Origin of the sequence: Luteimonas notoginsengisoli (assembly GCF_042648885.1) — a bacterium.
In the GTDB taxonomy this organism is placed as follows: Bacteria; Pseudomonadota; Gammaproteobacteria; order Xanthomonadales; family Xanthomonadaceae; genus Luteimonas; species Luteimonas notoginsengisoli.
Genome location: NZ_JBHRYF010000001.1, coordinates 163018 through 189540 on the forward strand (window position 1 = coordinate 163018; position 26523 = coordinate 189540).

Below are 26523 nucleotides of genomic sequence, written 5' to 3' on the forward strand. Positions count from 1 at the left end.
CATGACAAGCGCGAGCATCCATCCTTCCGCGGTCATGGGGACCGGTTGCGACGTCCATCCCAGCGCGGTCGTCGGCGCAAACGTGCGCATGGGTGACGGGGTGCGAATCGGGCCGGGCGTGCTGGTCGAAGGGCCTTGCACCATCGGCGACCGGTGCGTATTCGAGGCCGGCAGCGTCGTCGGACCCGGCGACGCCGAGGACGGCAACGTCGTCATCGAGCAGGATGCTCGGCTATCGGCTGGCGCGATCGTACGTGGCGGTCTGGTCATTGCCGGCGGTGCGCGGGTGCAGGCGGGCGCAGTCGTGCTGCGTTCGGTGCCGCCTCATGCCATCGTGGCGGGCAATCCGGCGCAAATCGTCGGCTACGTGCCCTCCTTCGGTGGCGAGGGAACCGATACGCCGGCCGCGCCGGGTGTCGCGGCACATGGCACCGGTGCGATCACCACGCGCGTGCGCGGCGTTACCCTGCATCGCCTCCCGCGCGTTCTCGACTTACGCGGCAACCTTTCGGTGGGCGAGTTCGGCCGCTCCGTCCCATTCGCGCCCAAGCGCTACTTTCTGGTGTTCGGCGTTCCCAACGCCGAGATCCGCGGCGAGCACGCGCATCGCACCTGCAAGCAGTTCCTGGTCTGCGTAAATGGCAGCTGCAGCGTGGTCGCTGACGACGGCAGGCACCGGGAGGAGTTCGTGCTCGACGACTCCGCGATCGCGCTTTATCTGCCGCCGCTCACCTGGGGAATCCAATACAAGTACTCGGCGGACGCGGTGTTGCTGGTGTTTGCTTCGGAGTTCTACGACAGCGCCGAATACATCCGTGACTACGCCGAGTTCCGGCGCCTCGCCGAGATGCAAGCATGAGCGGCGCATTCCTGCGCCCGCTGCTGGAGGCGGTGCCGCGCGAAGAGCTGGAGGCGCGGACCAGGGCCGCGGGTGTGCTTGCCCCGCATGGCTTTATCCGCGGCCTGGATGCGGACTACGATCTCGACGTCCACCTGGGACGGCTGTTTGGTGACCTCGCGCCGGAGGACGACCTGCGCTTTGCCTACGGCACCGGGGAGGATGAACGCTGGGTGCTCATGGAGCGAATGCCGTGGGATTCCCACTTCTTCGGGCGCGGCATGGCGCGGATCAACGAGGTGGTCGCGCCGCGGGGAATCTCCGCTACCGAGGCGAGCGCGACTGCAGTGCCGGCGGTACAGGCCGCGTTGGACCAGGCTCGTGCGAATGGCATCGATTACGTGCTGGCCACGGTGGACCCGCGGAACCTGGCGATGATTCGGAACATGGCCGCGACCGGCTTCGAGCTGATCGAAACCCGCTGCCACTACCACATGCCGCTCGCAGGCCCTCCCGCGGTGCGCTATCCGACGCGACTGGCGACGGCACGGGACGTACCGTCGCTGGCACGTGCCGCGCGCGAGACGATCAATCATTTCGATCGCTTCCATGCCGACCCCGCGATCGCGGCGGTCGACGCTGACCGGCTGATGGAGCGATGGGTGGAGGCGTCCGTATTGGAGGGGTTTGCCGACGCCACGGTGGTTCCCGACGTCGAAGCGCCTCAGGCCTTTTGCACGGCGAGATACCATCGCGAGCACTGGGATGGCTGGGGGCTGCGTCTCGCCCAGCCGGTGCTGAGCGCGGTCGCTCCAGTCCATCGCGGCTGGTACGTAAAGATCATCTCGGAGCTCAATGAGCACCTGCGGTCGGTTGGCGCCGAGCATTCGCACCTGATCACCCAGATCACCAACAACGCGGTCATACATTGCTGGGAGAAGCTCGGTTACCGCTTCGGAAAGGGGGAGCATGTGTTCCGCTGCCTGCTCCGGCCCGAAGGAAGCGAAAATGCTCGAACTCACTGATCTCGTCGGCTGTGGCGGCCTGCGGGTGGGGCGGGTGCGCGGGGTTGGCGGCAATGAGCGCGTGCTCGCCCACGATTGCCTTGCAGGGTCGTACGACGTAGTCGAACTGGTCGATGCCGGCACTGACAGCATCCGGCGCCTCGAGCGCGCCGGGCTGCGCTGCGTCGACGCCGGGATGGTTCAGGAATGGATCACGCCGGCTGGTGGCAGTGAGTCTGTGCGCGCCCTGCAGTCGGAGGACGGCGGCGACTGGGCCTTGCTCCCCCCGGGCCAGGAGCCGGACGGACTCGCGCAAGCATGCGTGGGTAACTTGCCGGGGGCTTCGTTCTGGCGGCTGGGGGACCGCACGCTCCTGCGCCGCGCTGGCGCGGATGAGACGCCTGAAGTGACGGCACGTCCCGTTCAGGCCGAGCTTGCGGACAAAGCGGTCGCTGCGATGCGGAACGTCGTGGGCCGAGGCGGGCGAATCCGGGTGCCGCTCGCCCAGGAGGCCTTGGCGCCGGCATTGGTGGCGGCCGGGTTCACGCCTGGAACGGCGCGGGCGAGATGGTTAATGGCCCCGTTCCTGACGCACTCCGTAGTGGCCGCCACGACCCATGGTTTCCAGGTTACCCATGCCGAGGTTGAGGTATACGGCGCGTCGAGCGGTGACATGAACCCGCTGCACTTCGACGACGAATTCGCGCGGTCGCACGGGTTCAAGGGCCGCATCACGCATGGCATGATCTTTTGCGGCTGGCTTACCCGGCTGCTTGGCACCGAATACCCGGGTGAGGGGACGATCTATCTGGCCAGCCGCACCGCGTTCCTTGCACCGGTCTATCCGGAAACACCCTACTCGGTCAGGATTTCCACGCCGGCGGCGGACCTGGCCAAGGGCACCTATTCCATCCTCGCGCAACTGCGTGGCGAGGACGGGGAGGTCGCCGCGTTGAGCTATAACGACGTGCTCAACCGCAGGGCGGCGTCACGCGGATGAAAGCGCTCCTGGTGCGGGCGCTCCGGCTGGAGCTCTTCCGTTTCGTCATTGCGGGCGGGATCAACACGTTGCTCACGCTCGCGCTGTATTGGCTTCTGCTGGCATGGTTCGAGTACCGCGTGGCGTACACCATCAGTTTCGTCGCAGGGATCGTCTCCGGCTTCGCGCTCAACACCTACGCCGTGTTCAGGGTGCCGTGGTCGTGGATGCGGCTGTTGGCATTTCCGTCGGTCCACGCCGTGAACTACGTGGTCGGGCTGGCGATCGTATGGCTGAGCGTTCGCGTGTTCGGAATCGACGAGCGCCTCGCGCCCGTCGTCGCCGCGGTGGCGATCATTCCGTTGAACTTCATGATGACCCGGTTGGTGATCAAGCCGCCGGCACAGTCAGAACAGGCAACGGACCGATAGGTCCCTCACCTCGGAGGGCTGATAGTTGGCCACCGGATCGAGGCGAAGCCGGTCGTTGAAGCCAGCGCGGCTGACCGCTACGAAATCGACGACCCTCGGCCCACGCCCCACCGGGATCCTGATCGAGTGCGTCTCGCTGAACTTCTGTTCCTCCGGGGTGCGATAGAACAACTGCGCACGATCGGCATAGTCGGCGGTGACCGTGGCCCTGACCTGAAGCACGAGGCATTCGCCCAGCGCACCGCGCATGCCGGCGGAGAAGATCACCCTCGGATCGCGTCCGCCAGACAGCTCCAGCCGACCCGGACCTGGGCGGCTCGCAGTGGCGTTGAGCACTGTGGCGGGATGGAGGATCGGACGGAACGCCGGCCCGGAGAGTGGGTCGGTGCCGGCAGACTGCGGCGGGAAATAGCGGACAAACGATGCTTCGGTTCGCACCGCATAGGCGTAGGCCCGTGAGAGATCGCCGTACGGTGCGAGCGTCGGGCAAGTGATATGGCCGCCGTGGGCGAGTTCACGGCGAAGGCAGGTGGCATCGGACGACAGGCGTGCCGCCGTGATCTTGTGGAAGGCCTGGAAATGCGAGAAGCCGCCTTGGTAGACAACGAAGAGCACCATGCAGGCCGCAGCCGCACCCGGCACCACGCGCGATCGCCGGGCGACCGCGCCGCCGACGATCATCGCCACTGCAGCAAGCCACGGCCACAAAGCCGTGACCCAGAAGAAATGGAAGCGGTGGTAGGCGAACCGGAAGACTTCCAGGTTTCCGTCGACCGATGCGGGACGCAGGTTGGCGCGCCCCGCTGCGACCAGGCACAGGTAGGTAGCGATTGCCGCCAGCAGCGAGAACGCGATGACCGACGCGGTGATGGCTGGCGGGATCATGCCTGGTGCAATGTCGGACTCCGTCTCGGCTTCCGGCTGCCGCATCAGTACTGCCGCAAAGGCGACCAGCGCGCCCAGCGCCGCGACGCACAGGACCAGAGAAATCGTGCCCCAGGAGGCGGGCAGCATCAGGCTCCTGCCGATCTTGCCGAACAGGTAGAACCAGAAATCGGCATCCAAAGGCAATGCCCAGGGCGCATCTGCGCGATGGGTCTTCCCGTGCTGCACCGACAAGATCACCCACGATTGCAGGGCCACCGTGATCACGGCTGACGCCAGCGCACCGATTGCGGGCGCGGCGATGCTCTTTCTCAGCCGCCGATGCACAACACATGCTGCCAGCAACACGAACGACATCGCCAGCGTGGCGAAGGCGCCTGAAATGTAGGAAAGCCCTGCCAGCAATCCGAGCAGAAAGCTGGCAGTTGCCTTGGTGCCCGAGCGCCACTGCCCATGGAAGGCGACGCAAAGGATCGCCAGCAGGAAGACCAGCGGCAGCGCCTGGATGTAAGCCAGGTTCTGTAGACCCCAATACGAGTCCGGCTGCAACATTAGGATCGTGGTGGAGAACGCGCACGCGGCCAGGAATCTGTCCCCCACGGCCTTGCCGAGCAGTTTCCACTGCAGCCACAGCAGGAGACCGAGGACGCAAACCATCGACAGGGATTGGTAGGCAATCGCGTTGCCGCCCAGGTAGCGCTGCGCGAGCGCGTCGAGTACGCGCGTGACCGGCGAGAGAGTGTCGTTGTCTGCGCGGAACAGGTGCTGCATATCGAGCGAAGCAATCTTGCCGCTCAGGTATTCGCGCCAATCGTCCCGGTAAGGGAGGTCAAGCCCATGGCGCAGCCAGCCCACGACCATAAGGACGAGGCTGGCGATCGGCGCCATCGATAGCAGGAACGCAAAGGCCGCCTCCCGGCGCGTTGACGAGGGTAGCGTCCGCGAGGCGGCATCCTGGCTGATGTTCAAGGCGTTCCCGGTTCCTGTCGTGGTGGGGCGGCTGGCGATCGGCTCCCGGGAGAGCGCGATGTCGGGTCAGGCGAGGGCTGCTTCGAGTTCCGGCAACACCTTGAATAAATCCCCCACCAGCCCGATGTCCGCGATCTCGAAGATCGCCGCCTCGGCATCCTTGTTGATCGCCACGATCGTGCCGGCGTCCTTGATCCCGGTCAGGTGCTGGATCGCGCCGCTGATGCCGATGGCAACGTAAAGATCGGGGGCGATGATCTTGCCGGTCTGGCCGACCTGCAGCTCGTTGGGAACGTAGCCCGCGTCGACCGCCGCCCGCGAGGCGCCGACGGCGGCGCCCAGCTTGTCGGCGAACTTGTAGATGATCTCGAAGTTCTCCTTCGAGCCGACGCCGCGGCCGCCGGAGACGACGCGCCGCGCGCTCTGCAGGTCGGGGCGATCGGACTTGCCGGCGGCCAAGCCGACATAACGGGTGTGCGACGGTGTCGCGGCTTCGACCGATACTGTTTCCACTGCGGCGCTGCCGCCGCGCGCGGCTTCGGGCCACGATGCGGTCCGCACCGTGGCGACCACGACGTGTCCCGCCGGGGCTTCGACGGTGACGATGGCGTTGCCGGCGTAAATCGGGCGTTTGAACACGTGGCTGCCTTCGACGGCCATCACGTCGGAGACCTGCGCGGTGCCCAGCAGCGCGGCGACGCAGGGCATCACGTCCTTGCCGAAAGTGGTGCTGGGGCCGAATACGTGGCTGTAGCTTTCGGCGAGCTTCGCTACCTGCGGCGCGAGGACCTGGGCGATTGCGTGCGTGTTGGCGTCATTGGCGACGGCGAGCACCCTTGCCACGCCGGCGATCTGCGCGGCTTCGGCGGCGACGGCAGCCGGATCGGCCGCCAGGACCACGATGTCGATGGCTTCCGGCGACAGCGCCTGCGCGGCTGACACGCACTTGGCGGTCGCGGCGTTGAGCTTGCCGTCCAGGTGTTCGGCAACGATCAGGACCTTGGCCATTACAGCAACCCCTTCTGCTTGAGTGCGGCGACCAGTTCGGCCGCGTCCTTCACCATCACGCCGCGGCTGCGCTTGGGCGGCGGGGCGTAGTGGGTGGTCTTGAGCGTGTCGCCCGAATCCACGCCGAGGTCGGCGAACGGAATGCTTTCCAGCGGCTTGGATTTGGCCTTCATGATGTCCGGCAGCTTGATGAAGCGCGGCTCGTTCAGGCGCAGGTCCGTGGTGACCACGGCAGGCAGGTCGACTTCCAGCGTTTCCAGGCCGGCGTCCACCTCGCGGGTCACGGTGGCCTTGCCATCTGTGACCTCAAGCCTGGAAGCGAAGGTGGCCTGCGGCCGGCCCCACAGCGTCGCCAGCATCTGGCCGGTCTGGCTGGCGTCGTCGTCGATCGCCTGCTTACCGAGGATCACGAGGTCCGGCTGCTCCTTCTCGACCAGCTTGAGCAGGGTGCGGGCGGCGGTCAGCGGCTGGATCGGCGCGTCGACCACCACGTGGATGGCGCGGTTCGCGCCCATCGCCAGGCCGTTGCGCAGGTGCGCCTGGGCATCGGCGGGGGCGATCGTGGCGACCACCACCTCGGTGGCGATGCCCTTGTCGCGCAGGCGCAGGGCCTCCTCCAGTGCGATCTCGTCGAAGGGGTTGGCCGACAGCTTGACGCCGTCGGTGACCACGCCGGAGCCATCCGGCTTGACCTGGATGCGGACGTTGTAGTCCACCACGCGCTTGTAGGCGACGAGGATCTTCATCTGGCGGGGAATCCTTGCGAATGGGGAGGCGCGCCGCGGGATCCGACGCAAGGCGGCAATTTTAGCCGCTGGGGCCCCGCGGCGCGAGCCGCGCCGCGGCGTATCACCGCCCGCGCCGGCGCGCGACGGTCCTTGGCCGAAAGGCCGCTGCCGGCGTGGCTGCACGCCAAGCTAGAATGGAGCGGTCACCTCGAGGAGCGGATCCATGGGCAAGAGCACCCGGAAGGGCAAGGTGTTTGCCAGTGCCGAAGAGGCGCTGCGCGGGGTCGTCGCCGACGACCAGACGCTGGCGGTCGGCGGCTTCGGGTTGTGCGGCATTCCCGAGGCGCTGATCGCGGCGTTGCGCGATTCCGGGGTCAAGGGCCTGACCGTGATCTCCAACAATGCCGGCGTCGACGGCTTCGGGCTCGGCCAGCTGCTGGGCACGCGCCAGATTCGCAAGATGATCTCGTCCTATGTGGGCGAGAACAAGGAATTCGAACGCCAGTTCCTGGCCGGCGAGCTGGAGCTGGAGTTCAATCCGCAGGGGACCCTGGCCGAGCGCCTGCGTGCCGGCGGCGCGGGCATCCCGGCCTTCTTCACCGCCACCGGCTACGGCACGGTCGTGGCAGAGGGCAAGGAGACGCGCGAGATCGACGGCCGGCACTATGTGTTGGAAACGGCGCTAGTGGCCGACGTGTCGCTGGTCAAGGCGTGGAAAGCCGACCAGGCGGGCAACCTGCTGTTCCGCAAGACCGCGCGCAACTTCAACCCCGCCTGCGCGATGGCGGGCAGGACCTGCATCGTCGAAGTGGAGGAAGTCGTGGACACCGGCGCCATCGACCCCGACCACGTGCACCTGCCGGGTATTTATGTCGACCGCATCGTGCACAACCCCACCCCTGAAAAACGCATCGAACAGCGCACCGTGCGCGCCGCGGGAGCGCAGTGATGGCCTGGGCACGTGAAGAGATGGCGCAGCGCGCCGCACGCGAACTCACCGATGGCGCCTACGTCAATCTGGGCATCGGCTTGCCGACGCTGGTGGCCAACTACATCCCCGAGGGCGTGGACGTCTGGCTGCAGTCGGAGAATGGATTGTTGGGCATCGGCCCGTTCCCGACCGAGGACGAGATTGACGCCGACCTGATCAACGCCGGCAAGCAGACCGTCACCGCGCGCGCCGGCGCAAGCTACTTCGGCAGCCACGACTCATTCGCGATGATCCGCGGCGGCCACATCGACCTGGCCATCCTTGGCGCGATGGAGGTCACCGACAAGGGCGACCTGGCCAACTGGATGGTGCCCGGCAAGATGGTCAAGGGCATGGGCGGCGCAATGGACCTGGTGGCCGGCGTCAAGCGGGTGGTGGTCCTGATGGAACACACTACCCGGGCGGGCTCGCCGAAGATCCTGCCTGAATGCACTCTGCCGCTGACCGGGGTCCGGGTCGTGAGCCGGATCATCACTGAACTCGCAGTCTTCGACGTGACTGGGGCAGGGCTCGTGCTCCAGGAGCTTGCGCCTGGAGTCGCGCTGGATGAGGTGCGACAGAAGACGGGTGTCCCGTTCACAGAGGCCATGGGGCGCTGAACGAACGTCCAGCGGCGCGCGCCGGTAGCCGGAATTTGCGATCGGGTTGTCGGCAGCGGCCGATTCTTCAGGCAAACTGGGAGTCTGGACCCGTCTCCGAGGAATCGTCCCCATGCGTACTTACCTGACCGCGGGCATCCTGCTCGGTTTGCTGGCAGGCTGCTCTTCCGACCAGGCCCCGGTGGCCGACCTCGCCAAGGCCGCGAGCAACACGCAGCCCGCCTCCGCTTTCGCCTTCCGCTCCCCCGCGCTGAGCTTTGCCTCGCTCCCCGATCGAGGTGAGCTGCTGGTCTACGAGAAGGGCCGCAAGACCAAGCACAAGGGCGCGTATACCGCCTATCCGGTCGCGATCAGTGAAGCCCACGCGCTGCGTGCGATGCAAAGCGGCGAGATGATCGTCAATGCGCCCAATGGCGAGCCGATCCGCCTGACCTACGAGCGCCACGAAGAAAACAAGGACGGCAACTGGACGTGGATCGGTCGCAATGCAGACGGTGCGGAGGCGATCCTCACGTTTGGCGAGAAGGCGGTCTTCGGCGTCATCCCTCAGGGTGCGACCGATACCCTGCGCCTGACCATGAGCGCCGGGCAATCGTGGCTGGTGCAGACCGATCGCAGCAAACTCGCTGGGCTCGACGGCTCGATGCGGCGCGAAGGCGGCGACCAGCTCGTTCCGCCCAAGCTGGCCGGTACGGGCTCGACCTCACTTGTCGCGAAGCGCGCGCAACCGGTGGCGGCGGGCGCTTCCGCGGCTGCGGCGTCGGTCGTAGACGTACTGTTGGGATACACCAATGGGTTTGCCTCGCAGCTCGGGGGTTCCTCCCAGGCGAATACCCGGCTGGTCAATATGGTCGCCATCACCAACCAGGCCTACGTCAATAGCGGCGTCAGCATGCGGGTGCGCCTGGTCAAGACCCTGCAGGTGAACTACGCCGACAACACCGACAATGGCGACGCGCTCGAAAAGTTGACCGGTTACAAGGCCGGCACCGACGGCGGACCGATTACGCCCGATCCTGCGTTCAATGCTTTGCGCGCCGCGCGCGAAGAAACCGGAGCTGACTTGGTCTCACTGGTCCGTGCGTTCCGCACTCCCGAGAACAATGGCTGCGGCATCGCTTGGCTGATCGGGGGCGACGAGAGTGGGATCGTCCAGGCCGACGCACCGTTCGGCTACTCGGTGGTCAGCGATGGCACCGACCTGGACGAAGGAGATGACAACACCTATTTCTGCCGCGAGGAGACGCTGGCGCACGAAATGGGCCACAACATGGGCCAGGCGCACAACCAGGAAGACAGCGACAGCACAGGCGTGCATCCGTATTCGTACGGCTATCGTGAAGCCTCATCGACTGGCTTCTACACGGTAATGGCGTATCCGCAAGCCGACGGTGATCAGTTTTCGATCCGTCATTTCGCCAATCCCAGCGTCAAGTACAGCGGTCGGGCCACAGGCGTTGCCAACCAGTCCGACAATGTCCGCAGCCTCAACCAGTCGATGCCGATCATCGCGACGTTCCGGGCCACGGTGGTTCCCGTTAGCAGTGAGTGGAACGTAGCGGGGGTGGGCGATATCAACGCCGATGGTCGCGCCGATGTGTTTTGGCACAACCCTGGAATCCAAAGGACCGACTACTGGACCATGAATGGCCCCAGCGTTGTCGATCGTGGGGGGCTGCGATACATCCAGGCCAAATATCAGGTGGCCGGCACGGGTGACTTCAATGGCGATGGTCGTCTCGACATTCTCTGGCAAGACGATGCCCAGTCCGAACTGTGGGTATGGCTCGCGAATTCGTCTGGCAGTTTCACCACCCAGTACGTCAGGTCTTATCCCAAGGGATGGAAGGTAGCGGGTGTCAGCGATTCCAATGCCGATGGGAGGGCCGATATTTTCTGGCACAACTCCTCGCTCGGCCGCCTTCAGGTCTGGCGCATGAATGGTTCTGCTTTTTCGTACGGTCCTGTGAGTAGTATTGGAAGCTATACCGTCGCAGCCATCGGAGATTTCAACGCGGATAAGCGTGCGGACATCATTTGGGTTAACACGGCTAAGACGCAGGTTTGGCAGTGGCAAGCCCAAACCAATGGGAGCTATCGTTCGATCTATATCCGATCATATCCGGCAGGGTGGACGATCGTCGGTGCGGACGATGTCAATGGTGACCGTAGAGCAGATATTTTCTGGCACAGCAGCACGAAGCAGAGCTTGCAGTACTGGTTGATGAATGGTGCTGTGTTGAGTGCTTACGGCCCTGCCAAGGCGGTCCAGTCGAAGTACAGGGTTGCGGGTGTGAAGGACTTCAACGGCGACGGTCGCGCAGATGTCTTGTGGTACGACACTTCCAAAACCCAATTGTGGATGTGGCAGGCCGCCTCGAACGGGACGTTTAATGCGTTGCAAATGAGGGCATATCCCGCCCCGAACTGAGTTGGCGTTGCCTGCGCAGAAGGCCTCCCCGAGCATTGGGAGGCCTTCATTTATTTGGGCCGACTCGCGGGATATCCGATTTTTTTGCCCGGATCCCGATCAAGCTTGGGTCCCGGGTCAAACATTCAAAGATTCTGGTAATTCGGCCCCGAGCCGCCCTCCGGCGTCACCCAGGTGATGATCTCGTAGGGATCCTTGATGTCGCAGGTCTTGCAGTGGACGCAGTTGGCGGCGTTGATCTGCAGGCGCTTGCCGTGTTCTGCGGCGGGGTCCTCGACGATTTCGTAGACGGCGGCCGGGCAGAAGCGGGTGCAGGGGTTGTCGTACTCCTCTGCGCAGCGCGTCACGCAGATGTCGGGGTCGGCGACCTTCAGGTGGACCGGCTGGTCCTCGTCGTGCTCGGTGGCCGCGAAGTACACGCCGGCGAGGCGATCGCGCGGCGGCAGGGTGCGCTGCACGTAGTCCGGCTTGGGCTCCTGCGCATCGACCAGGCGCAGTGACGGCCAGTCGGCTTTGACCTTCAGCGTCCACGGCGACAGGCCCGCGGTGGCGGTTTCCCACGCGGCGTTGAGCAGCCCCATCCACAGTCCCTTCTTGAACCCGGGCTTGATGTTGCGCACCTTGCGCAGTTCGGCCATCGCGTCGGATGCCCGCAACTTGGCGTCGAAACCTTCCGCCGAGAGCGACGAGGCCAGGTGTTCGGCGGCGAGCATGCCGCTTCGGATCGCCTGGTGCGTGCCCTTGATCTTGGGGACGTTGAGCAGGCCGGCGGTATCGCCGATCAGCAACGCGCCGGGCATCTCCACCTTGGGCAGCGACTGCCAACCGCCGCTCGCGATGGCGCGCGCGCCCGCCGAGACGATGTTGCCGCCTTCCAGCAGCGACGCGACGTACGGATGGTTCTTCCACTGCTGGAAGGCTTCCCACGGTTTGTATTCGGGGTCGCGGTAGTCCAGGCCGCTGACGTAGCCCAACGCGATCCGGTCCTGGTCAAGGTGGTAGAGGAAGCTGCCGCCGTAGGTGCTCGTGTCCAGGGGCCAGCCCAGCGAGTGGACGACCTTGCCCGGGCAGACGCGCCCGGCCGGCACCTGCCACAGCTCCTTGATTCCGATCGAATAGGCCTGCGGGTCGCTGCCGCGATCGAGGTCGAAGCGCTTCACCAGACGCTTGGTCAGGTGCCCGCGCGCGCCCTCGGCCAGCACGGTGACCTTGGCGCGGATGTCGATGCCGGCGGTGTATCCCGGCTTGTGCGAGCCGTCCCTGGCCACGCCCATGTCGCCGATGCGCACGCCGATGACCCGGCCGCTGTCGTCATGCAGCGTCTCGGCGGCGGCGAAGCCGGGATAGATCTCGACCCCCAGTGCTTCGGCCTGCGGCGCCAGCCAGGCGCACATCGCGCCGAGGCTGACGATGAAATTGCCCTTGTTGTGCATCCCGGGCGGCACGATCGGGGACTTGTAGCCGCCGGTCTTGGTCAGGAACCAGAATTCGTCGTCGGTCACCGGCACGCAGATCGGCGGCGGGGACTCGCGCCAGCCGGGCAGCAGCGCGTCGAGGGGACCCGGTTCGATGACCGCACCCGACAGGATATGCGCGCCGATGGTGCTCGACTTCTCGATCACGCAGACCGAGAGTTCCGGGTTGAGCTGCTTGAGGCGGATCGCCAGCGAGAGTCCCGCAGGACCCGCGCCCACGGTGACCACGTCATATTCCATGACGTCGCGCTCGATCTCGGGCGTGGCGTTGCGCGGCTGTTCGGTGGGTTCGCTCATGTGGGCGGCCTGGATTTCCATGCCGTGATTGTCGCGGGTTTGCGGCAGGGGCGGCAAATCGCGACGTCTTCCGCCGTTGCGGCGGTCGTCCAGCGCTGCGCCGCATCGATGCGGCGCCAGACGTGGTCGCGGGCGGTCAGCGCGGTTGCTGCTGCTCGTGCTGCTGGCCGGATGCGAGCACCCAGCCATCGATCTGTCGCGCGGTATCGGCCAGCGCCGCGTCGAACGCATCGGCCACGTCCGCGATCCCGGTGCTGGCGGCCTGGTGCGTCCCCAGGAAGGTGCGCGAGGCCACGACGCCGCGTTCGCTGGCATGCAGCAGCTTGGCGTTGACCTCGATCGTCGCCGCCGGCAGCGCCTTGCCCGCATAGTCGGCCTCGAACCTGCGCAGGTCCATGACCAGCTTGTAGTCGCCATCGACGCCGCTGCCCTGGCGGGCGACGGCGCCGATCCTGCCGGAATCTTCCAGCCCGCGAAGCACCGCATCTTCCAGCATCTGCGTCGGCGGCTTCGCCCAGCTGGCGCCCTTGTAGACCTGCAACTCGGCGGGCGTCGGACGGACGGCGATGCGCAGGCTGTCGATCATGCGTGCGGCCGTGGCGGGACTGAGCGTCAACTGCCATTGCACCGTCGGCCATGAGGGCTCGGCGCTGATGCGCGGGTCGGGCGCATAGATGGTGGCGCGTTCGCGCGTCCCGCCGCCAAGCAGGGAGCAGCCGCACAGGAGCGCGCCGGCGACGGCGATGGCGAACTGGCGCGCGCGTCCGCGGATGTTCGCTCGACGGCCCGCCACGATCGAGGCGAGGCGCGGCACGGGATGCGGCGGCGGCAGGGCTGGATGTTCCGGCTTCATTTGGGTTCGAACTCCTTGGGCGCGTCGCGACCGAGCAGGAACCGCGAAGGATTGCCCTCGAGGCGGTCGCTGATGCGGCGCAGGTCGCGGATCAGGGTCCGCAGTTCGGCCAGCGTCGGCCCGAGCTGCGACAGGCCATCGTTGGCGAAGCTGTGGATCGCGCTGCGGTTCTCGTTGAGGATGTCGTTCGCGCCGCCGGCGGCCGAGTCCAGCTTGGTCAGAGTGCTGTCGAGGCGACTGACCAGACCGGGCAGCTTCTGCACGAACTCGCGGTCGACGTCGCTGATTGCACGGTTGGTGCTGTCCAGGGTGGTGTTGAGCTGCGTGCTGGCCTGCCGTGCGTTGGCGATCAGCACGGACAGGTCTTCGCGCTGGTCCGCGATCGAGCCGGTCAGCGATTCGATGTTCTCCAGCGTGCCGGCGATGCGCGCGACGTTTTCCTCGCTTAGCACCTTGTCGAGTCGCTCCACCAGCCGGTTGGCGGTGTCGGCGATGTTCTGAAGCGCCGAGGGTTCGGTCAGGATGATCGGCACTTCGTTGCCGGGAGTCTCCAGCAGGCGCGGGCTGTTCGGGTCGCCCCCGGTGAGCTGGATGATCGGGCTGCCGGTGAGGCTGGTCATCGACAGCTTGGCACGGGTGTCGGTCTTGACCGGGGCGTCGGCCTGCAGCTTGAGCCGCGCGATCACCGCGCGCGGGTCGTTGGGAGCCAGCTTGAGGCTGTCGATGGTGCCGATGGCGATGCCGTTGTACTGCACGCTGCTGCCGTCGGTCAGGCCGGTCACCGGTTCGCGGAAGACCACATCGTACTCGCGCCAGCTCTTGTCCGAGGAGTACTTGGCCGCCCACAAACCGAAGCCGAGCAGGAACAGCGTCACCAGGATGGTGAAGGCGCCGATCAGGACGTAGTTGGCCTTGGTTTCCATCGATCAGGTTTCCTGTGCGGTACCGGCCTTCGCATCGCGTGCGGCTCGTCCGCGGGGGCCGTTGAAATATTCGCGGGTCCAGGGATGGTCGAGGTTCTCGATCTCCGACAGCGGGCCGACCGCCACCACCTTCCTGTCCGCCAGCACCGCTACGCGGTCGCAGATAGCGTACAGGGTGTCGAGGTCGTGGGTGATGAGGAACACGGTCAGTCCGAGCGCCTGCTGCAGCGTGCGGATCAGGTGGTCGAAGGCGTTGGCGCCGATCGGGTCCAGGCCGGCGGTGGGTTCGTCGAGGAACAGCAGCGGCGGGTCCAGCGCCAGCGCGCGTGCCAGTCCCGCGCGCTTGCGCATGCCGCCCGACAGCTGCGAGGGCAGCTTGTCGATGGCGTCGGCCGGCAGCCCTGCCAGCTTGACCTTCAGCAGCGCCAGCTCGTAGCGCCAGCTGTCGGGAAGGTCGGCGCTGTGTTCCTTCAGCGGCACCTGCACGTTCTCGCCGACCGTGAGCGAGGAGAACAGCGCGCCGTCCTGGAACAGCACCCCGGTATTGCGCTCGATGTGCAGGCGGTCCCGCGGGTCATCGGAGCGGGCGTCGACACCGAGCACCTCGATCTGGCCGGCATCGGGCCTGCGCAGGCCGAGGATCGAGCGCATCAGCACCGACTTTCCGGTGCCCGAGCCGCCGACGACGCCAAGGATCTCCCCCCGGCGCACATCGAGATCGAGTCCTTCGTGGACGACCTGTTCGCCGAAACGGTTGGCCAGGCCGCGGACCGAAATGATCGCTTCGCCATCGTCGGGACCGGGGGCGCTGGTCTCGGGACTGGTCAAGGCAAGGCTCCCGCGGCCCGTGCGGCGAGCGCGTTTTCCATACCCCGGCTCCAACTTCCGATCCCCACTCCCGGTTCCATCGTCACCACCCCATGTGCATGAACCAGATCGCCGCCAGCGCGTCGATGATGATGACCAGCGAAATCGTCTGCACCACGCTGGAGGTGGTGCGTTCGCCAACCGACTGCGCCGTGCCCTGCACCTGCAGGCCTTCCAGGCAGCCGATCAGGCCGATCACCACCGCAAACACCGGCGCCTTCGACATCCCGACCAGGAAATGCCGCAGCTCGATGGTGTCGTGCATGCGCGCGTAGTAGGCCTGCGGCGGGATGTCGAGGCTGAACGCGCCCACCGACATGCCGCCGAGCAGGCCGGCGACCATTGCGATGAAGGTCAGCAGCGGCAGCATCACCAGCAGCGCCAGCACGCGCGGGATCACCAGCAGGTCGATCGGATCGAGCCCGAGCGTGCGGATGGCGTCGACTTCCTCGCGGCTGACCATCGCCCCGATCTGCGCGGTAAAGGCGCTGGCGGTGCGCCCGGCGAGCAGGATCGCGGTCAGCAACACGCCGAACTCGCGAAGGAAGGCGATGTTGACCAGTTCCACCACCAGGATCGTGGCGCCGAAGTCGGCGAGGATGGTGGACCCCAGGAAGGCGATCACCGCGCCGACCAGGTACGACAGCAGCGCCACCAGCGGCATCGCGTCCAGGCCGACCTGCTCCATGTGATGCACGACCGCGGTGATCCGCAGGCGCCGCGGCTGCACGACCGTGCGGCCGAGCTTGACCAGGTTCTCGCCCAGGAAGCTGACCAGCGCGATCACTTCCTTCCAGTTGTCGGCGACCGCGAACCCCAGCCGCGCGAGCGCGGCCTGGAAGCCGTAGTCGCGCTTGCGCTTGGGTCGTTCATCGGCGACGTCCTCGATTGCCGCGACCAGCGCGCGGTGGTCGTCGCGGAACGAGAACACGTCGTAGTCGATGCCGTGCCGGCGCGCGAAGCGCAGCAGCTGCAGCACGCCGGCCGAATCCAGTCGTTCGACGGCGGTGGCGTCGACGGACTTCACTTCGCCCAGGTCGCTGCGCAAGGCCGTGCCGATCGCAAGCGCGTGTTCCAGCGTCCAGCGTCCGCGCAGGCGCAGCTGGCCGCTGCCTTGCGGGTCGACGTCGATGGTCGGTGCGTTGCCGCGGGTGACGCTCATGCGCGGTTGCGTCCTCATGTCCAGCGGGGATCCGCCCGCGGTGGCGCGACGGCGAGCATACAGGCTACCAAGACTGCATGATGCGCATGCAACGACGGGTGCCAACGTGCGGGCGCGCGTGCGATCCTGTGCCGATGTCACCGGCCTTTCCCCACACCATCGGCTACGCGGCCCGCATCGCCTTCGTGGTGGAGCTAGCCGAACGGCTGCACGCCTACGGCACCACCGCGCAGCGGCTCGAGGGCGCCCTGGTGTCGGTGTCCCAGAAGCTGGGGCTCGAGTGCGAGCCGATGGCGAACCCGACCGGGATCATGCTGTCCTTCAGCGACCCGACACGGCCCCCGGGCGAAAGCGACACGACCCGGGTGATCCGCGTGCCCCCGGGCGACAACGACCTGGCCAAACTGTGCGAGGCCGACCGCATCGCCGAAGACGTCGTGGCCGGCCAGGTGGGGCTGGCGGAAGGCTACGCCGCGCTGCGTGCGCTCGACCGGCCGCCAAGCCGCCTCGACCGGGTGGAGGTGGCGCTGGCGTTCGGCCTCGCCTCGGCGAGCGTGGCCGGCCTGCTGCGGCTGCCGTGGCTGGACATCGCCACAGCCGGACTGATCGGCCTGCTGGTCGGCCTGGTCGACTGGGTGTCCGGTCCGCGCCCGCGCCTGCGCGAAGCGGGCGAGGCGATCTCGGCGATGGTCGCGGCGACCGTGGCGATCGTCGTGGCCAGCTTCGTCGGACCGCTGAACCTCAATACCGTCGTGATCGCCGCGCTGATCGTGCTGGTGCCCGGCATGACCCTGACCAACGCCGTCAACGAGTTGACCAGCCAGCACCTGATGTCGGGCACGGCGCGCTTTGCCGGTGCGATCAGCACCATGCTCAAGCTGACCGTCGGCACGATGATCGCGCTGACCGCGGCCCAGATCCTCGGCGTCGAACCGCAGGTGCGCGCGCTGCGCCCGCAGCCGGACTGGGTGGAGTGGGGCGCGTTGTTCACCGGCGTGCTGGCATTCGCGGTGCTGTTCCGCGCCGCCCGCCGCGACTATCCGCTGGTGATGTTGTCGGCGGTGGCGGGCTACCTGATCCCGCGGCTGGTCGGGGATTCGTGGGGTAGCACGGCTGGCATCTTCCTGTCGGCGCTGCTGCTCACCGCGGCGGGCAACGGCTACGCGCGCTGGGCCAAGCGTCCGGGCGCGCTGGTCCGCGTGCCCGGCATCATCCTCATGGTGCCCGGCAGCAACAGCGTGCGCAGCCTGCTCACGCTGATCCAGCAGCAGGATTTCGCCGCTGGCCAGCAGGCGGCGATGGCGGTGCTGAACATTCTGCTGGCGCTGATCGCGGGGCTGTTGTTCGGCAACCTGCTGCTGCCGACCCGGCGGAATCTCTGATTGCCGGCTTGCGTGGCTCTGTAGGAGGGGCTTCAGCCGCGAGCTTCTGGTCCAGGCTGAATGTCCGGGTAAGGCTCGCGGCCCAAGCCGCTCCTGCAGAAAGAAGAACGCCGGCATGAGCCGGCGTTTCCATTCAAGCGGATCGGATCATTTCTTGATCAGGAAATCCTCGACCTTCTTGCCCTTCTTGGTCAGCGCGGCCATCCAGCGCGGCTGCTTGCCGCGGCCGGTCCAGGTTTCCTTCGCGTTGGCCGGGTTGCGGTACTTCGGCGCCACCTTGCCCAGCTTGCGGCCCTTTTTCGCGACCTTGCGCGTCGCCGTCGCGGTCGACTTGGTGGCGCGGCCGCCGAACAGTTCGGCGATGGTGTAGCCCTCCGCCTCGGCCAGCTGGCGCAGCTTGCTGCGTACGGTGGCGACGGGCTTGCGCTTCTTGAGCGTGGTCTTGCGCGCCTTGGCCTTGGTGATCAGCGAATCGAGTTCTTTGGCGGACAGGCTGTTCAAGTCGATCGACATCGAATGCTCCGGGATTATCTGGGGGATTGAAGCCAATCCGTGGCGGTTTCGCGATGGTAATCGCAAAACCTGATTATCCCAAACCCCAGGATTTCAGCGGCGAGCCGAAAGACACCGGGCGATTGGATGTTTTCGGCGGAAATGAAGTGCATATTCCCGCGGTCTGCAATCACGCCTTCTGAAAGAAAGGCATCGGCCGCGAGCCCTTGCCACTGGAAACGCCAGGGGAAACCCGCGACCTGGACCACGCTGCATGGCCTGCATGCACAACGCGCCGCTTCGGTCAGCGAAGGCGCGCGAACAGCGCCTCGCGGTCGAGGTTCTCGGGCCCTTCCGCGCTGCGCGCGCGATATTCGAACGTGCCCGCCGCCAGGCCGCGGTCGGACACCACCACGCGATGCGGGATGCCGATCAGTTCGATGTCGGCGAACATCTGGCCGGGGCGCAGGCCGCGGTCGTCGAGCACGGTTTCGATGCCGGCATCGACGAGTTCCCGATACAGCGCTTTGGCCGCGGCCGCCACGGTTTCATCGCGCTTGGGATTGATCACGCACACCGCCACCCGCCATGGCGCCATCGCGTCGGGCCAGAGGATGCCGTTGGCATCGAAGTTCTGCTCGATCGCCGCGGCAACGATGCGCGAGATGCCGATGCCATAGCAGCCCATCTTCAGCACCCGCGGCTTGCCGTGTTCGTCGAGCACGGTGCAGCCCATCGCCTGCGCGTACTTGTCGCCGAGCTGGAATACATGGCCGACCTCGATGCCGCGCACGATGCGCAGCTCGCCGCCGTCGGCGGCACGGTCACCTTCGACCACGCTCCGCAGGTCGGCGACGCTGTCGGGCTCGGACAGGTCGCGGCCCCAGTTCACGCCGGCCAGGTGAAAACCCGCCTCGTTGGCGCCGACGACGAAATCGGCCATTGCCGCGACTTCGCGGTCGGCGACCACGCGGATCGGCGGTTTCGGCGCGCGGGCGCCCTGCGCGGCAGCGCCATCGGCGATGACCGGGCCGAGGAAACCCGGCTCGCTGCCCAGGTGCGCGAGGATCTCGGCCTCGGTCGCCATCCGGTAGTTGGCCAGGCCCTCGACCTTGGCCAGCTTGATCTCGTTGGCGTCGTGGTCGCCGCGCACCAGCGCGAGCACAAACTGCTCCTTGCCGTCGGCGTCCGCGCCGATGACCGCGATCGACTTGACGGTACGCTGCAGGTCGATGCCCAGCAGTGCGGCGACGTCCTCGCAGGTCTTCTGCGTGGGGGTATCGAGCTTGCGCATCGCCTCGCCCGGAGAGGGACGCGGACCGGGCAGGGCGGCCTGCGCAGTCTCGATGTTGGCGGCGTAATCGGAACCGGTGGAGAAGGCGATCGCGTCCTCGCCTGAATCGGCGAGCACGTGGAATTCCTGCGAGGCATCGCCGCCGATCGCGCCGCTGTCGGCCTGCACGGCGCGGAAACGCAGCCCCAGGCGGGTGAAGATGCGCACGTACGCCGCGTGCATCGCCTCGTACGAGCGGCGCATGCCGTCGTCGTCGAGGTCGAACGAATAGGCGTCCTTCATCAGGAACTCGCGCGAGCGCATCACCCCGAAGCGCGGCCGGATCTCGTCGCGGAACTTGGTCTGGATCTGGTAGAAATTCAGCGGCAGCTGCTTGTAGCTGGCCAGTTCGCTGCGGGCGAAGTCGGTGACCACTTCTTCCGCCGTCGGCGCGTAGCAGTAGTCGGCCTCCTTGCGGTCGGTGATCTTCAGCAACTGGTTGCCGAACTTCTCCCAGCGGCCGGTCTCCTCCCACAGTTCCCTGGGCTGCACGGTCGGCATCAGCAGCTCGATCGCGCCGGCGCGATCCATTTCCTCGCGCACGATCGCCTCGACCTTGCGCAGCACGCGCAGGCCCAGCGGCGACCAGGTGTACAGGCCAGCGGCGAGCTTGCGCAGCATGCCCGCCTTGAGCATCAGCTTGTGGCTGACGATCTCGGCCTCGGCCGGGGTTTCCTTGACGGTATGCAGGTGGAATTGCGACAGGCGCATGGGGGCGTGGCGATGGCGGAAGAAGGGGCATTCTGCCATGCGGCAGTGCAGCAGGACTGGACGCCTGCCATCGCCGCCCGTCCTGTAGCGCGGTTTGCAATGCCAGCCGCCGCCGGCCACAGGAAGCTAGCGGTCGCCGCTGAGCTCGATCGCCGGATCGGGTTCGATCGGGATCCGCTCGTAGCGACGTCCCTTGGGCGCGGTGTCGGTCACGTGCAGGGCGCCGTGGTCGTCGCGCCAGCGGTACAGCACCGGCCGCGATTCCTCGAAGTTGGCCGCGGCCGCCTGCTCGGCGCGAGCCTGCTTTTCGCGGGCCAGGTTGGGCGGGTCGCGCGACAGCCACCAGGCCATCGCGACGCCGGCGGCCACGCCCAGCACGAGCGCCCACGCCAGTCGCATCAGCCGTTCCCGACGGCCATCGCGTTGGCTACCCGGCCGCGGTGGGCGGACTGCCTGCGGCGCAGTTGGCCTTGAGCAGGGCGCGCGCGAGTTCGAGCTGGCTGACGCGCTCGCTGTCGTCCAGGGTCTTGTCGGCCTTGCCATCGCCGTCGACGTCCTGCTGCACGGGATTCTTGCTCTCGAGCAGGGCGATGTTCGCGCGCGAGGTGGTGCATTGCGGCGATTCGGCCGGCTTGGCGGCGACTGCTTCGATCGGCCTGGCGTTGCCGCGGCCGCTCTCGGTGCGTTCGCTGTAGCGGCCGCTGGCCGGCGGGGTCTGCGAGTAGTGGGTGACGCCGCTGGCGTCCTTCCACTGGTAAAGCTCGCCGGCGGAAACCGCCCCCGCCGCGAGGAGCAGGGACAGGCCGAAAAGGGAGACAAGCGCGTGGCGGGGCATCGGTAGATCCTGCAGGAGGCGGTTCGCGCGGCGATTGCAGCACCGCGGGCGCGCCGGCGCAAGCCACGGCGCATCGAATCGTGACCGAGCCAACGGCCTGCCGTCGCGACGCCGGGGCGGATACACTCGCGCCCATGGACGACCAGCCCCTGCAACGCCCGCGCGGCCGCGGCATCTACCTGCTGCCCAACCTGTTCACCACCGGCGGCCTGTTCGGCGGTTTCTTCGCGATCATCGCCGCCTCGCAGGGCCGCTTCGAGGCCGCCTGCGTGGCGATCTTCATCGCCGCGATCCTCGACGGGCTCGATGGGCGCGTGGCCCGGCTGACCAACACCCAGAGCGAGTTCGGCGTGCAGTACGACTCGCTGGCCGACCTGATCAGCTTCGGCATGGCACCGGCGCTGGTGATGTACCACTGGGCGCTGGTCTCGCTGAAGCTCGACGGCAGCACGGCGGGCAAGATCGGCTGGCTGGCGGCTTTCCTCTACGCGGCCTGCGCGGCGCTGCGGCTGGCGCGCTTCAACAGCCAGGTCGGCAAGGTGGACAAGCGCTGGTTCATCGGCCTGGCCAGCCCGGCGGCGGCGGGCCTGATGGCCAGCTTCGTCTGGACCTTCCACGGCCTGGACTGGAGCGGCGACGAGCTGCGCTACGCCGCGCTGGCGGTCACCATCGTCAGCGGCCTGCTGATGGTCAGCGGGCTGCGCTACAACAGCTTCAAGGGTGGGCGCGGGCCCAAGTCGGACAAGGTGCCGTTCTTCGCCCTGCTGATCGCGGTGGCGGTGATCATCGCGCTGGTGATCGACCCGGCGAAGACGCTGCTCGCCGCCGGGGTGTTGTATGCGATGTCCGGGCCGGCGCTGTGGTTCAAGCGGCGCAGGCTGTCGACCGACGTCGAGGCGGAGCCGCCGGCGTGACCTGGGATCCGCTGCAGCGCGAGATCCTCGCCGCCCTCGGCCACACCGTGTACCGCACCGCCGCGGCCACGACGGTGGCGCTGCCCGACGATCCGCTGCTGCACGCGCTGCTGCGCGCGGCCGGTCGCGACGCCGAAGCGCCCGATGCGGCGGTGCTGTGCCGTGAATGGATGCCGACCGCGCGCCTGCGCGCGCCCTCGGCGAAGCGTGCGTTGTGGCCGCGGCTGCGCGCGCTGCGGGCGTCGACCCCTCCGCGCTGAGGGGGCGCAGGGCCATGGGCGCGACCGCTTCCGACCGGGCCGAGACGGCGCTGGGCCGCCTGCGACCGATGCGCGAGGGCGACCTCGACACGGTGATGGAGATCGAGCGTCGCGCGTATCCGTTCCCCTGGACCCACGGCATCTTCCGCGACTGCCTGCGAGCGGGCTATCCGGCGTGGATCCTGCACGACGACCGGCGCGTGCTCGGCTATGGCGTGCTCAGCGTGGCCGCCGACGAGGCGCACGTGCTCAACCTGTGCATCGAGCCGCGCGAGCAGGGCCGGGGCGTGGGCCGGCGGCTGCTGCGCGCGCTGCTGCGGCTGGCCGCCGGGCACGGCGCGCGGCGCGTGTTCCTCGAGGTACGGCCATCGAACCCGCATGCGATCGCGCTGTACGACAAGGAAGGCTTCAACGAGATCGGACGCCGGCCGCGCTATTACCCGGCGCACGTCGGGCGCGAGGATGCGATCGTGATGGCCAAGGAACTGCTGGATCCCTGAGCGCCGTCGTTCCGGCCGTCGCCCATGGCACGCGAGAGTGCCGTAGGCGCGACGGCGGGGCGCACCAGTGCAACGTCGCCGGCGACTGGCGCAGGGCAGGGGTTCTTGGCTGCGATCCCGGCAATACTTCGCGAGCGACGTGGGGCGGTCAGCCCAGCCGCGTGCGCTGCGCGGTGAGCGCTTCGAGCTTGGCGCTCCAGTCGGCCAGGCGCTGGCGCTCCTGCTCGACCACGGCCGGCGGCACGCTGCCGCCGAACTTCGCCAGCTTTGCCTCGCTCTTGCCTTTCTCGGCGACGACGCGGGCCAGTTCCTTGTCCAGCCGCACGCGTTCGGCGCCGAGATCCACCAGGCCTTCCAGCGGCACGAACAGCTGCAGGTCGCCAACCACGGCAGGCGCTGCCGCCGGCGGTTCGCCTGCCAGCGACTCGATGCGCTCGAGCCGGCACAGGAAGCGCAGCTGCGCGTCGAAGCGGGCGATTCGCGCGTCGTCCGTCGTGCTGCCGCGCACCAGCAGCGAGACCTGCCTGGCCGGCGACACGCCCAGTTCACTGCGGATGCGCCGCAGCGCGGAGATGACGTCCTTGAGCCATTCGACGTCGGCCTCGGCGCGGGCGAAAGCGGCAGCGTCGATTTCCCCGGCCTGCGGATAGGCCTCGGTCATGATCGTGTCGCCGGTCTTGCCGAGCTTCGGCGCCACCGCCTGCCAGAGCTCTTCGGTGACGAACGGCACCAGGGGGTGCAGCAGGCGCAGCACCGCTTCGAGCACATGGAACAAGGTGTGGCGCGTGGTGTTGGCGGCCGCGGCGTCGTCACCGCTGAGCGCGGGCTTGGCCAGTTCCAGGAACCAGTCGCACAGCTGGTTCCAGGCGAACTCGTACAGCCCCTGCGCCAGCAGGTCGAAGCGGTACGCGTCCAAGTGCGCGGCGGCCTCGGCGCAGGCGCGGTCAAGCTGCGCCAGGATCCATCGTTCCGCATCGGTCGTGGGCTGCGGCGCGCCTTCGAACACCACGTCGTCGCCGACGTTCATCAGCGCGAAGCGGGTCGCGTTCCACAGCTTGTTGCAGAAGTTCTTGTAGCCCTCGGCGCGCGCCAGGTCGAACTTGATGTCGCGTCCCGGGCCGGCCAGCGCGGCCATGGTGAAGCGCAGCGCATCGGCGCCGTGGGCGTTGATGCCCTGCGGGAACTCCTTGCGCGTGGCCTTTTCGATCCGCGGCGCATCCTGTGGCTTCATCAGGCCGCTGGTGCGCTTGGCGACCAGCGCGTCGATGTCGATGCCGTCGATGATGTCGATCGGATCGAGCACGTTGCCCTTGGACTTGGACATCTTCTGGCCGTGCGCATCGCGCACCAGTCCGGTGATGTACACGTCGCGGAACGGCACGCGGCCGACCAGGCGGTCGGTCATCATGATCATCCGCGCGACCCAGAAGAAGATGATGTCGAAGCCGGTGACCAGCACGCTGGTCGGCAGCGCGACGTCGAAGCCCAGTTCGCCCATGGCGTCCTCGTCGGGCCAGCCCTGGGTCGAGAACGGGAACATCGCCGAGGAGAACCACGTCTCCAGCACGTCGGGATCCTGGCGCAGGGCGGGCTCGACGCCGCCGTTGCGGGCGGCCGCCTGCACGCGCGCATCGCTTTCGCTGCGCGCCACGTACACGTTGCCGGCCTCGTCGAACCAGGCGGGGATGCGATGTCCCCACCAGAGCTGGCGGCTGATGGTCCAGTCCTGGATGTTCTCCAGCCAGTGGCGGTAGGTGTTGATCCAGTTCGGCGGGACGAGTTTCACCTCGCCGGACTCGACGAGCTCCAGGCCGCGCTTCGCCAGCCCCTCCATCTCCACGAACCACTGGTCGGTCAGGAACGGCTCGATCACCTGGCCGCTGCGGTCGCCGAAGGGCTGCATGATCGGCTTCGATTCGACCAGCGGCTCACCGTCTGCATCGGTGACCGCCAGGCCTTCGGCGGTGATTTCGGCCACGACGCGCGCACGCGCCTCGTAGCGGTCGAGGCCGCGCAGCTCCGCGGGCACCAGGTTGACCGCCGAGACATCGCCGACGTCCTCGCCGCGCGCCGCCCGGCCGGCGACGGCCGCGCTGTCCTCGTACGACAGTCCGTCGGCGCGCATCCGCGCCTGTTCGTCCATCAGCGCGTAAAGCGGGATGCCGTGGCGCTTCGCGACCTGGTAGTCGTTGAAGTCGTGCGCGCCGGTGATCTTCACCGCGCCCGAACCGAACTCCGGGTCGGGGTATTCGTCGGCGATGATCGGGACCTGGCGGCGATGCGCCTTCGGTCCGACCGGGATCTCGCACAGCTTGCCGACGATCGGCGCGTAGCGCGCGTCCGACGGATGCACCGCCACGGCGCCGTCGCCGAGCATGGTTTCCGGGCGCGTGGTGGCGATGGCGATGTAGTCGCGGGTCTCGCGCAGGGTGACGTTGCCGTCGGCGTCGCGCTCGATGTACTCGTAGGTCTCGCCGCCGGCCAGCGGATACTTGAAGTGCCACATGTGGCCGGGCACCTCGCGGTTCTCGACCTCCAGGTCCGAGATCGCGGTCTTCAGCACCGGGTCCCAGTTGACCAGGCGCTTGCCGCGGTAGACCAGGCCCGCCTCGAACAGGCGCACGAACGCCTCGGTGACCGCGTCAGACGCCAGCGGATCCATGGTGAACACGCTGCGCGACCAGTCGCCGCTCGCGCCGAGCCGGCGCATCTGGCGCTCGATGGTGTCGCCCGACTGCTGCTTCCACTCCCAGACCTTCTCGATGAATTTTTCGCGGCCGAGCGAGTCGCGGGTTTCGCCCTTGCCTTCGAGCGCGAGGTTGCGGCCCACCACCATCTCGGTCGCGATGCCGGCGTGGTCGGTGCCCATCTGCCACAGGGTGCGGAAGCCGCGCATGCGGTGGTAGCGCACCAGCGCGTCCATCAGCGTGTGCTGGAACGCATGGCCCATGTGCAGGGTGCCGGTGACGTTCGGCGGCGGCAGCAGGATGGTGTACGCCGGCCCGTCGCCCTGCGGCGCGAACACGCCACTGGCCTCCCACTGCGCATAGAGGCGGGTTTCGAAGGTTTTGGGGTCGTAGCCGGTGGAGAGGGTCATGGTGGGCAGCGAGAGTGGAGGGGCGAGGGTGCGTGCAATTCGATCTGGCTTTGTAACCTGCTTCCCCCCCCCTTTTTTTCAATAAGAGGAGGACGCGGTCTACATGTCGTACTTGTTCACTTCCAGCCCGCGCGCCTTGTACTGCTTCCAGCGCTCGCGCAGCGGACCGCGGGCCGAATCGTCGGCGGGCACCACTTCCAGCACCCGCTCGAAGCTGCCCTCGACCGCCGCGTCGCGCAGGTTGATCACCAGTGGACGCAGTGGCGCGTCCACTTCGGGCGGCGCGATCAGCACCGCCGCTTCGTCCTCGTCGACGTCGACGCCGGCGATCTGGTGCGGGATGAAGACGTCCTCGCCCATGTCCCACAGCAGGTCGTCCAGCGCCTCGGCCTGGGCCGCGTCGCGCGCAAGCACCAGCGTCCACAGGTTGGCATCGTGTGCCTTGCGCGCCAGCTCGCAGACGAGTCTCAGCGGCTCCTCGCGGAAGCGCGGCTTGGCGATCAGGTAGAAGTCGGCGCGCATGGATGGAAGCCGGGATCAGGGATTTGGAATTCGATGG

General features: G+C 67.4%; 24 protein-coding genes and 1 pseudogene. 11 read left to right on the top strand and 14 right to left on the bottom strand.

The genetic code is table 11. The features are described from left to right. The first annotated feature begins 1 nt into the window (after window position 1). Genes ACFOM9_RS00755 through ACFOM9_RS00770 form a run of 4 tightly spaced genes read left to right on the top strand, consistent with a single transcriptional unit; the run spans window position 2 to window position 3252 of the window. Window positions 2-859, top strand: a complete 858-nt coding sequence (locus tag ACFOM9_RS00755; protein ID WP_386705302.1) for a WxcM-like domain-containing protein — start codon at window positions 2-4, stop codon at window positions 857-859. Beyond that, entirely contained in the window at window positions 856-1863 is a 1008-nt protein-coding gene (locus ACFOM9_RS00760; protein WP_386705303.1) for a hypothetical protein, read from the top strand. The genes ACFOM9_RS00755 and ACFOM9_RS00760 overlap by 4 nt, the downstream gene beginning before the upstream one ends. Further along, window positions 1847-2842 carry a MaoC/PaaZ C-terminal domain-containing protein gene (locus tag ACFOM9_RS00765; RefSeq protein WP_386705304.1) on the top strand — a complete coding sequence of 332 codons (996 nt, stop codon included), beginning with the start codon at window positions 1847-1849 and terminating at the stop codon, window positions 2840-2842. Before ACFOM9_RS00760 ends, ACFOM9_RS00765 begins: the two co-directional genes overlap by 17 nt. Continuing rightward, a complete protein-coding gene (locus ACFOM9_RS00770; RefSeq protein WP_386705305.1) occupies window positions 2839-3252 on the top strand; it encodes a GtrA family protein in 414 nt (137 codons plus the stop codon). The genes ACFOM9_RS00765 and ACFOM9_RS00770 overlap by 4 nt, the downstream gene beginning before the upstream one ends. On the opposite strand, the gene ACFOM9_RS00775 is transcribed toward ACFOM9_RS00770, so the two are convergent. From ACFOM9_RS00775 to ACFOM9_RS00785, 3 genes are all read right to left on the bottom strand, one after another. Further along, window positions 3229-5106, bottom strand: a complete 1878-nt coding sequence (locus tag ACFOM9_RS00775; protein WP_386705306.1) for a hypothetical protein — start codon at window positions 5104-5106, stop codon at window positions 3229-3231. The two genes, ACFOM9_RS00770 and ACFOM9_RS00775, sit on opposite strands and share 24 nt — an antisense overlap. A 66-nt stretch (window positions 5107-5172) precedes the next feature. Then, window positions 5173-6114, bottom strand: a complete 942-nt coding sequence (locus ACFOM9_RS00780) for an electron transfer flavoprotein subunit alpha/FixB family protein (protein ID WP_386705307.1) — start codon at window positions 6112-6114, stop codon at window positions 5173-5175. Further along, window positions 6114-6860 carry an electron transfer flavoprotein subunit beta/FixA family protein gene (locus tag ACFOM9_RS00785; protein WP_386705309.1) on the bottom strand — a complete coding sequence of 249 codons (747 nt, stop codon included), beginning with the start codon at window positions 6858-6860 and terminating at the stop codon, window positions 6114-6116. Before ACFOM9_RS00785 ends, ACFOM9_RS00780 begins: the two co-directional genes overlap by 1 nt. Window positions 6861-7065: 205 nt before the next feature. Between ACFOM9_RS00785 and ACFOM9_RS00790 the strand changes: the two genes are divergently transcribed. The 3 genes from ACFOM9_RS00790 (at window position 7066) to ACFOM9_RS00800 (ending at window position 10863) form a co-directional block, all read left to right on the top strand. Next, window positions 7066-7791, top strand: coding sequence for a CoA transferase subunit A (locus ACFOM9_RS00790; RefSeq protein WP_386705310.1), 726 nt, complete (start codon window positions 7066-7068; stop codon window positions 7789-7791). Next, complete coding sequence (locus tag ACFOM9_RS00795; protein WP_386705311.1) at window positions 7791-8432, top strand: CoA transferase subunit B; 642 nt, start codon at window positions 7791-7793, stop codon at window positions 8430-8432. The genes ACFOM9_RS00790 and ACFOM9_RS00795 overlap by 1 nt, the downstream gene beginning before the upstream one ends. A gap of 112 nt (window positions 8433-8544) precedes the next feature. After that, entirely contained in the window at window positions 8545-10863 is a 2319-nt protein-coding gene (locus ACFOM9_RS00800; RefSeq protein ID WP_386705312.1) for an FG-GAP-like repeat-containing protein, read from the top strand. Between the two features lie 125 nt (window positions 10864-10988). Here the strand turns inward: ACFOM9_RS00800 and ACFOM9_RS00805 are convergent, their stop codons facing one another. The 5 genes from ACFOM9_RS00805 to ACFOM9_RS00825 all read right to left on the bottom strand — a co-directional run bounded on the left by ACFOM9_RS00805 (window position 10989) and on the right by ACFOM9_RS00825 (window position 16440). Beyond that, window positions 10989-12635, bottom strand: a complete 1647-nt coding sequence (locus tag ACFOM9_RS00805) for an electron transfer flavoprotein-ubiquinone oxidoreductase (protein WP_386707209.1) — start codon at window positions 12633-12635, stop codon at window positions 10989-10991. Between the two features lie 136 nt (window positions 12636-12771). After that, window positions 12772-13488 carry an ABC-type transport auxiliary lipoprotein family protein gene (locus tag ACFOM9_RS00810; RefSeq protein WP_386705313.1) on the bottom strand — a complete coding sequence of 239 codons (717 nt, stop codon included), beginning with the start codon at window positions 13486-13488 and terminating at the stop codon, window positions 12772-12774. Beyond that, window positions 13485-14411, bottom strand: a complete 927-nt coding sequence (locus ACFOM9_RS00815; protein WP_386705314.1) for an MlaD family protein — start codon at window positions 14409-14411, stop codon at window positions 13485-13487. The genes ACFOM9_RS00810 and ACFOM9_RS00815 overlap by 4 nt, the downstream gene beginning before the upstream one ends. Window positions 14412-14414: 3 nt before the next feature. Beyond that, entirely contained in the window at window positions 14415-15239 is an 825-nt protein-coding gene (locus ACFOM9_RS00820; protein ID WP_386705315.1) for an ABC transporter ATP-binding protein, read from the bottom strand. Between the two features lie 82 nt (window positions 15240-15321). Beyond that, the gene (locus ACFOM9_RS00825; RefSeq protein WP_386705316.1) at window positions 15322-16440 is read right to left on the bottom strand and encodes an ABC transporter permease; all 1119 of its coding nucleotides are present in this window, start codon (window positions 16438-16440) and stop codon (window positions 15322-15324) included. A gap of 134 nt (window positions 16441-16574) precedes the next feature. Here ACFOM9_RS00825 and ACFOM9_RS00830 point away from each other — a divergent pair, with 134 nt between their 5' ends. Next, window positions 16575-17822, top strand: a complete 1248-nt coding sequence (locus tag ACFOM9_RS00830; protein ID WP_386705317.1) for a threonine/serine exporter family protein — start codon at window positions 16575-16577, stop codon at window positions 17820-17822. Window positions 17823-17972: 150 nt separating this feature from the next. On the opposite strand, the pseudogene ACFOM9_RS00835 reads toward ACFOM9_RS00830, so the two are convergent. From ACFOM9_RS00835 to ACFOM9_RS00850, 4 genes and pseudogenes are all read right to left on the bottom strand, one after another. Beyond that, window positions 17973-18335, bottom strand: a pseudogene (locus tag ACFOM9_RS00835) (H-NS histone family protein); the annotation flags it as partial. Window positions 18336-18618: 283 nt separating this feature from the next. Then, a complete protein-coding gene (locus ACFOM9_RS00840) occupies window positions 18619-20358 on the bottom strand; it encodes a proline--tRNA ligase (RefSeq protein WP_386705318.1) in 1740 nt (579 codons plus the stop codon). Window positions 20359-20484: 126 nt separating this feature from the next. Next, complete coding sequence (locus ACFOM9_RS00845; protein WP_386705319.1) at window positions 20485-20757, bottom strand: DUF4124 domain-containing protein; 273 nt, start codon at window positions 20755-20757, stop codon at window positions 20485-20487. 28 nt (window positions 20758-20785) lie between these two features. Further along, window positions 20786-21193: a DUF4124 domain-containing protein gene (locus tag ACFOM9_RS00850; RefSeq protein ID WP_386705320.1), complete on the bottom strand. Its 408-nt coding sequence runs from the start codon at window positions 21191-21193 to the stop codon at window positions 20786-20788. Window positions 21194-21327: 134 nt separating this feature from the next. On the opposite strand from ACFOM9_RS00850, the gene pssA reads away from it, so the two are divergent. From pssA to rimI, 3 genes are read left to right on the top strand one after another with little or no spacing between them, the layout of a single operon-like run. Beyond that, window positions 21328-22107 carry a CDP-diacylglycerol--serine O-phosphatidyltransferase gene (pssA, locus tag ACFOM9_RS00855; RefSeq protein WP_386705321.1) on the top strand — a complete coding sequence of 260 codons (780 nt, stop codon included), beginning with the start codon at window positions 21328-21330 and terminating at the stop codon, window positions 22105-22107. Then, window positions 22104-22367: a hypothetical protein gene (locus tag ACFOM9_RS00860; protein WP_386705322.1), complete on the top strand. Its 264-nt coding sequence runs from the start codon at window positions 22104-22106 to the stop codon at window positions 22365-22367. Before pssA ends, ACFOM9_RS00860 begins: the two co-directional genes overlap by 4 nt. A 14-nt stretch (window positions 22368-22381) precedes the next feature. Beyond that, window positions 22382-22867: a ribosomal protein S18-alanine N-acetyltransferase gene (rimI, locus tag ACFOM9_RS00865; RefSeq protein ID WP_386705324.1), complete on the top strand. Its 486-nt coding sequence runs from the start codon at window positions 22382-22384 to the stop codon at window positions 22865-22867. A gap of 148 nt (window positions 22868-23015) precedes the next feature. Here rimI and ACFOM9_RS00870 read toward each other — a convergent pair whose 3' ends face one another. Together ACFOM9_RS00870 and ACFOM9_RS00875 are read right to left on the bottom strand one after the other, a co-directional pair. After that, complete coding sequence (locus ACFOM9_RS00870; protein WP_386705326.1) at window positions 23016-25964, bottom strand: valine--tRNA ligase; 2949 nt, start codon at window positions 25962-25964, stop codon at window positions 23016-23018. A gap of 99 nt (window positions 25965-26063) precedes the next feature. Further along, window positions 26064-26486, bottom strand: coding sequence for a DNA polymerase III subunit chi (locus tag ACFOM9_RS00875; protein WP_386705328.1), 423 nt, complete (start codon window positions 26484-26486; stop codon window positions 26064-26066). Window positions 26487-26523 lie beyond the last annotated feature (37 nt).

Bases quoted from the DNA above. Each gene is read 5' to 3' on its own strand.
- ACFOM9_RS00755 (WP_386705302.1), top strand. From the start codon at position 2: ATGACAAGCGCGAGCATCCATCCTTCCGCGGTCATGGGGACCGGTTGC.
- ACFOM9_RS00760 (WP_386705303.1), top strand. From the start codon at position 856: ATGAGCGGCGCATTCCTGCGCCCGCTGCTGGAGGCGGTGCCGCGCGAA.
- ACFOM9_RS00765 (WP_386705304.1), top strand. From the start codon at position 1,847: ATGCTCGAACTCACTGATCTCGTCGGCTGTGGCGGCCTGCGGGTGGGG.
- ACFOM9_RS00770 (WP_386705305.1), top strand. From the start codon at position 2,839: ATGAAAGCGCTCCTGGTGCGGGCGCTCCGGCTGGAGCTCTTCCGTTTC.
- ACFOM9_RS00780 (WP_386705307.1), bottom strand. From the start codon at position 6,114: ATGGCCAAGGTCCTGATCGTTGCCGAACACCTGGACGGCAAGCTCAAC.
- ACFOM9_RS00785 (WP_386705309.1), bottom strand. From the start codon at position 6,860: ATGAAGATCCTCGTCGCCTACAAGCGCGTGGTGGACTACAACGTCCGC.
- ACFOM9_RS00790 (WP_386705310.1), top strand. From the start codon at position 7,066: ATGGGCAAGAGCACCCGGAAGGGCAAGGTGTTTGCCAGTGCCGAAGAG.
- ACFOM9_RS00795 (WP_386705311.1), top strand. From the start codon at position 7,791: ATGGCCTGGGCACGTGAAGAGATGGCGCAGCGCGCCGCACGCGAACTC.
- ACFOM9_RS00800 (WP_386705312.1), top strand. From the start codon at position 8,545: ATGCGTACTTACCTGACCGCGGGCATCCTGCTCGGTTTGCTGGCAGGC.
- ACFOM9_RS00805 (WP_386707209.1), bottom strand. From the start codon at position 12,635: ATGAGCGAACCCACCGAACAGCCGCGCAACGCCACGCCCGAGATCGAG.
- ACFOM9_RS00810 (WP_386705313.1), bottom strand. From the start codon at position 13,488: ATGAAGCCGGAACATCCAGCCCTGCCGCCGCCGCATCCCGTGCCGCGC.
- ACFOM9_RS00815 (WP_386705314.1), bottom strand. From the start codon at position 14,411: ATGGAAACCAAGGCCAACTACGTCCTGATCGGCGCCTTCACCATCCTG.
- ACFOM9_RS00825 (WP_386705316.1), bottom strand. From the start codon at position 16,440: ATGAGCGTCACCCGCGGCAACGCACCGACCATCGACGTCGACCCGCAA.
- ACFOM9_RS00830 (WP_386705317.1), top strand. From the start codon at position 16,575: ATGTCACCGGCCTTTCCCCACACCATCGGCTACGCGGCCCGCATCGCC.
- ACFOM9_RS00840 (WP_386705318.1), bottom strand. From the start codon at position 20,358: ATGCGCCTGTCGCAATTCCACCTGCATACCGTCAAGGAAACCCCGGCC.
- ACFOM9_RS00845 (WP_386705319.1), bottom strand. From the start codon at position 20,757: ATGCGACTGGCGTGGGCGCTCGTGCTGGGCGTGGCCGCCGGCGTCGCG.
- ACFOM9_RS00850 (WP_386705320.1), bottom strand. From the start codon at position 21,193: ATGCCCCGCCACGCGCTTGTCTCCCTTTTCGGCCTGTCCCTGCTCCTC.
- pssA (WP_386705321.1), top strand. From the start codon at position 21,328: ATGGACGACCAGCCCCTGCAACGCCCGCGCGGCCGCGGCATCTACCTG.
- rimI (WP_386705324.1), top strand. From the start codon at position 22,382: ATGGGCGCGACCGCTTCCGACCGGGCCGAGACGGCGCTGGGCCGCCTG.
- ACFOM9_RS00870 (WP_386705326.1), bottom strand. From the start codon at position 25,964: ATGACCCTCTCCACCGGCTACGACCCCAAAACCTTCGAAACCCGCCTC.
- ACFOM9_RS00875 (WP_386705328.1), bottom strand. From the start codon at position 26,486: ATGCGCGCCGACTTCTACCTGATCGCCAAGCCGCGCTTCCGCGAGGAG.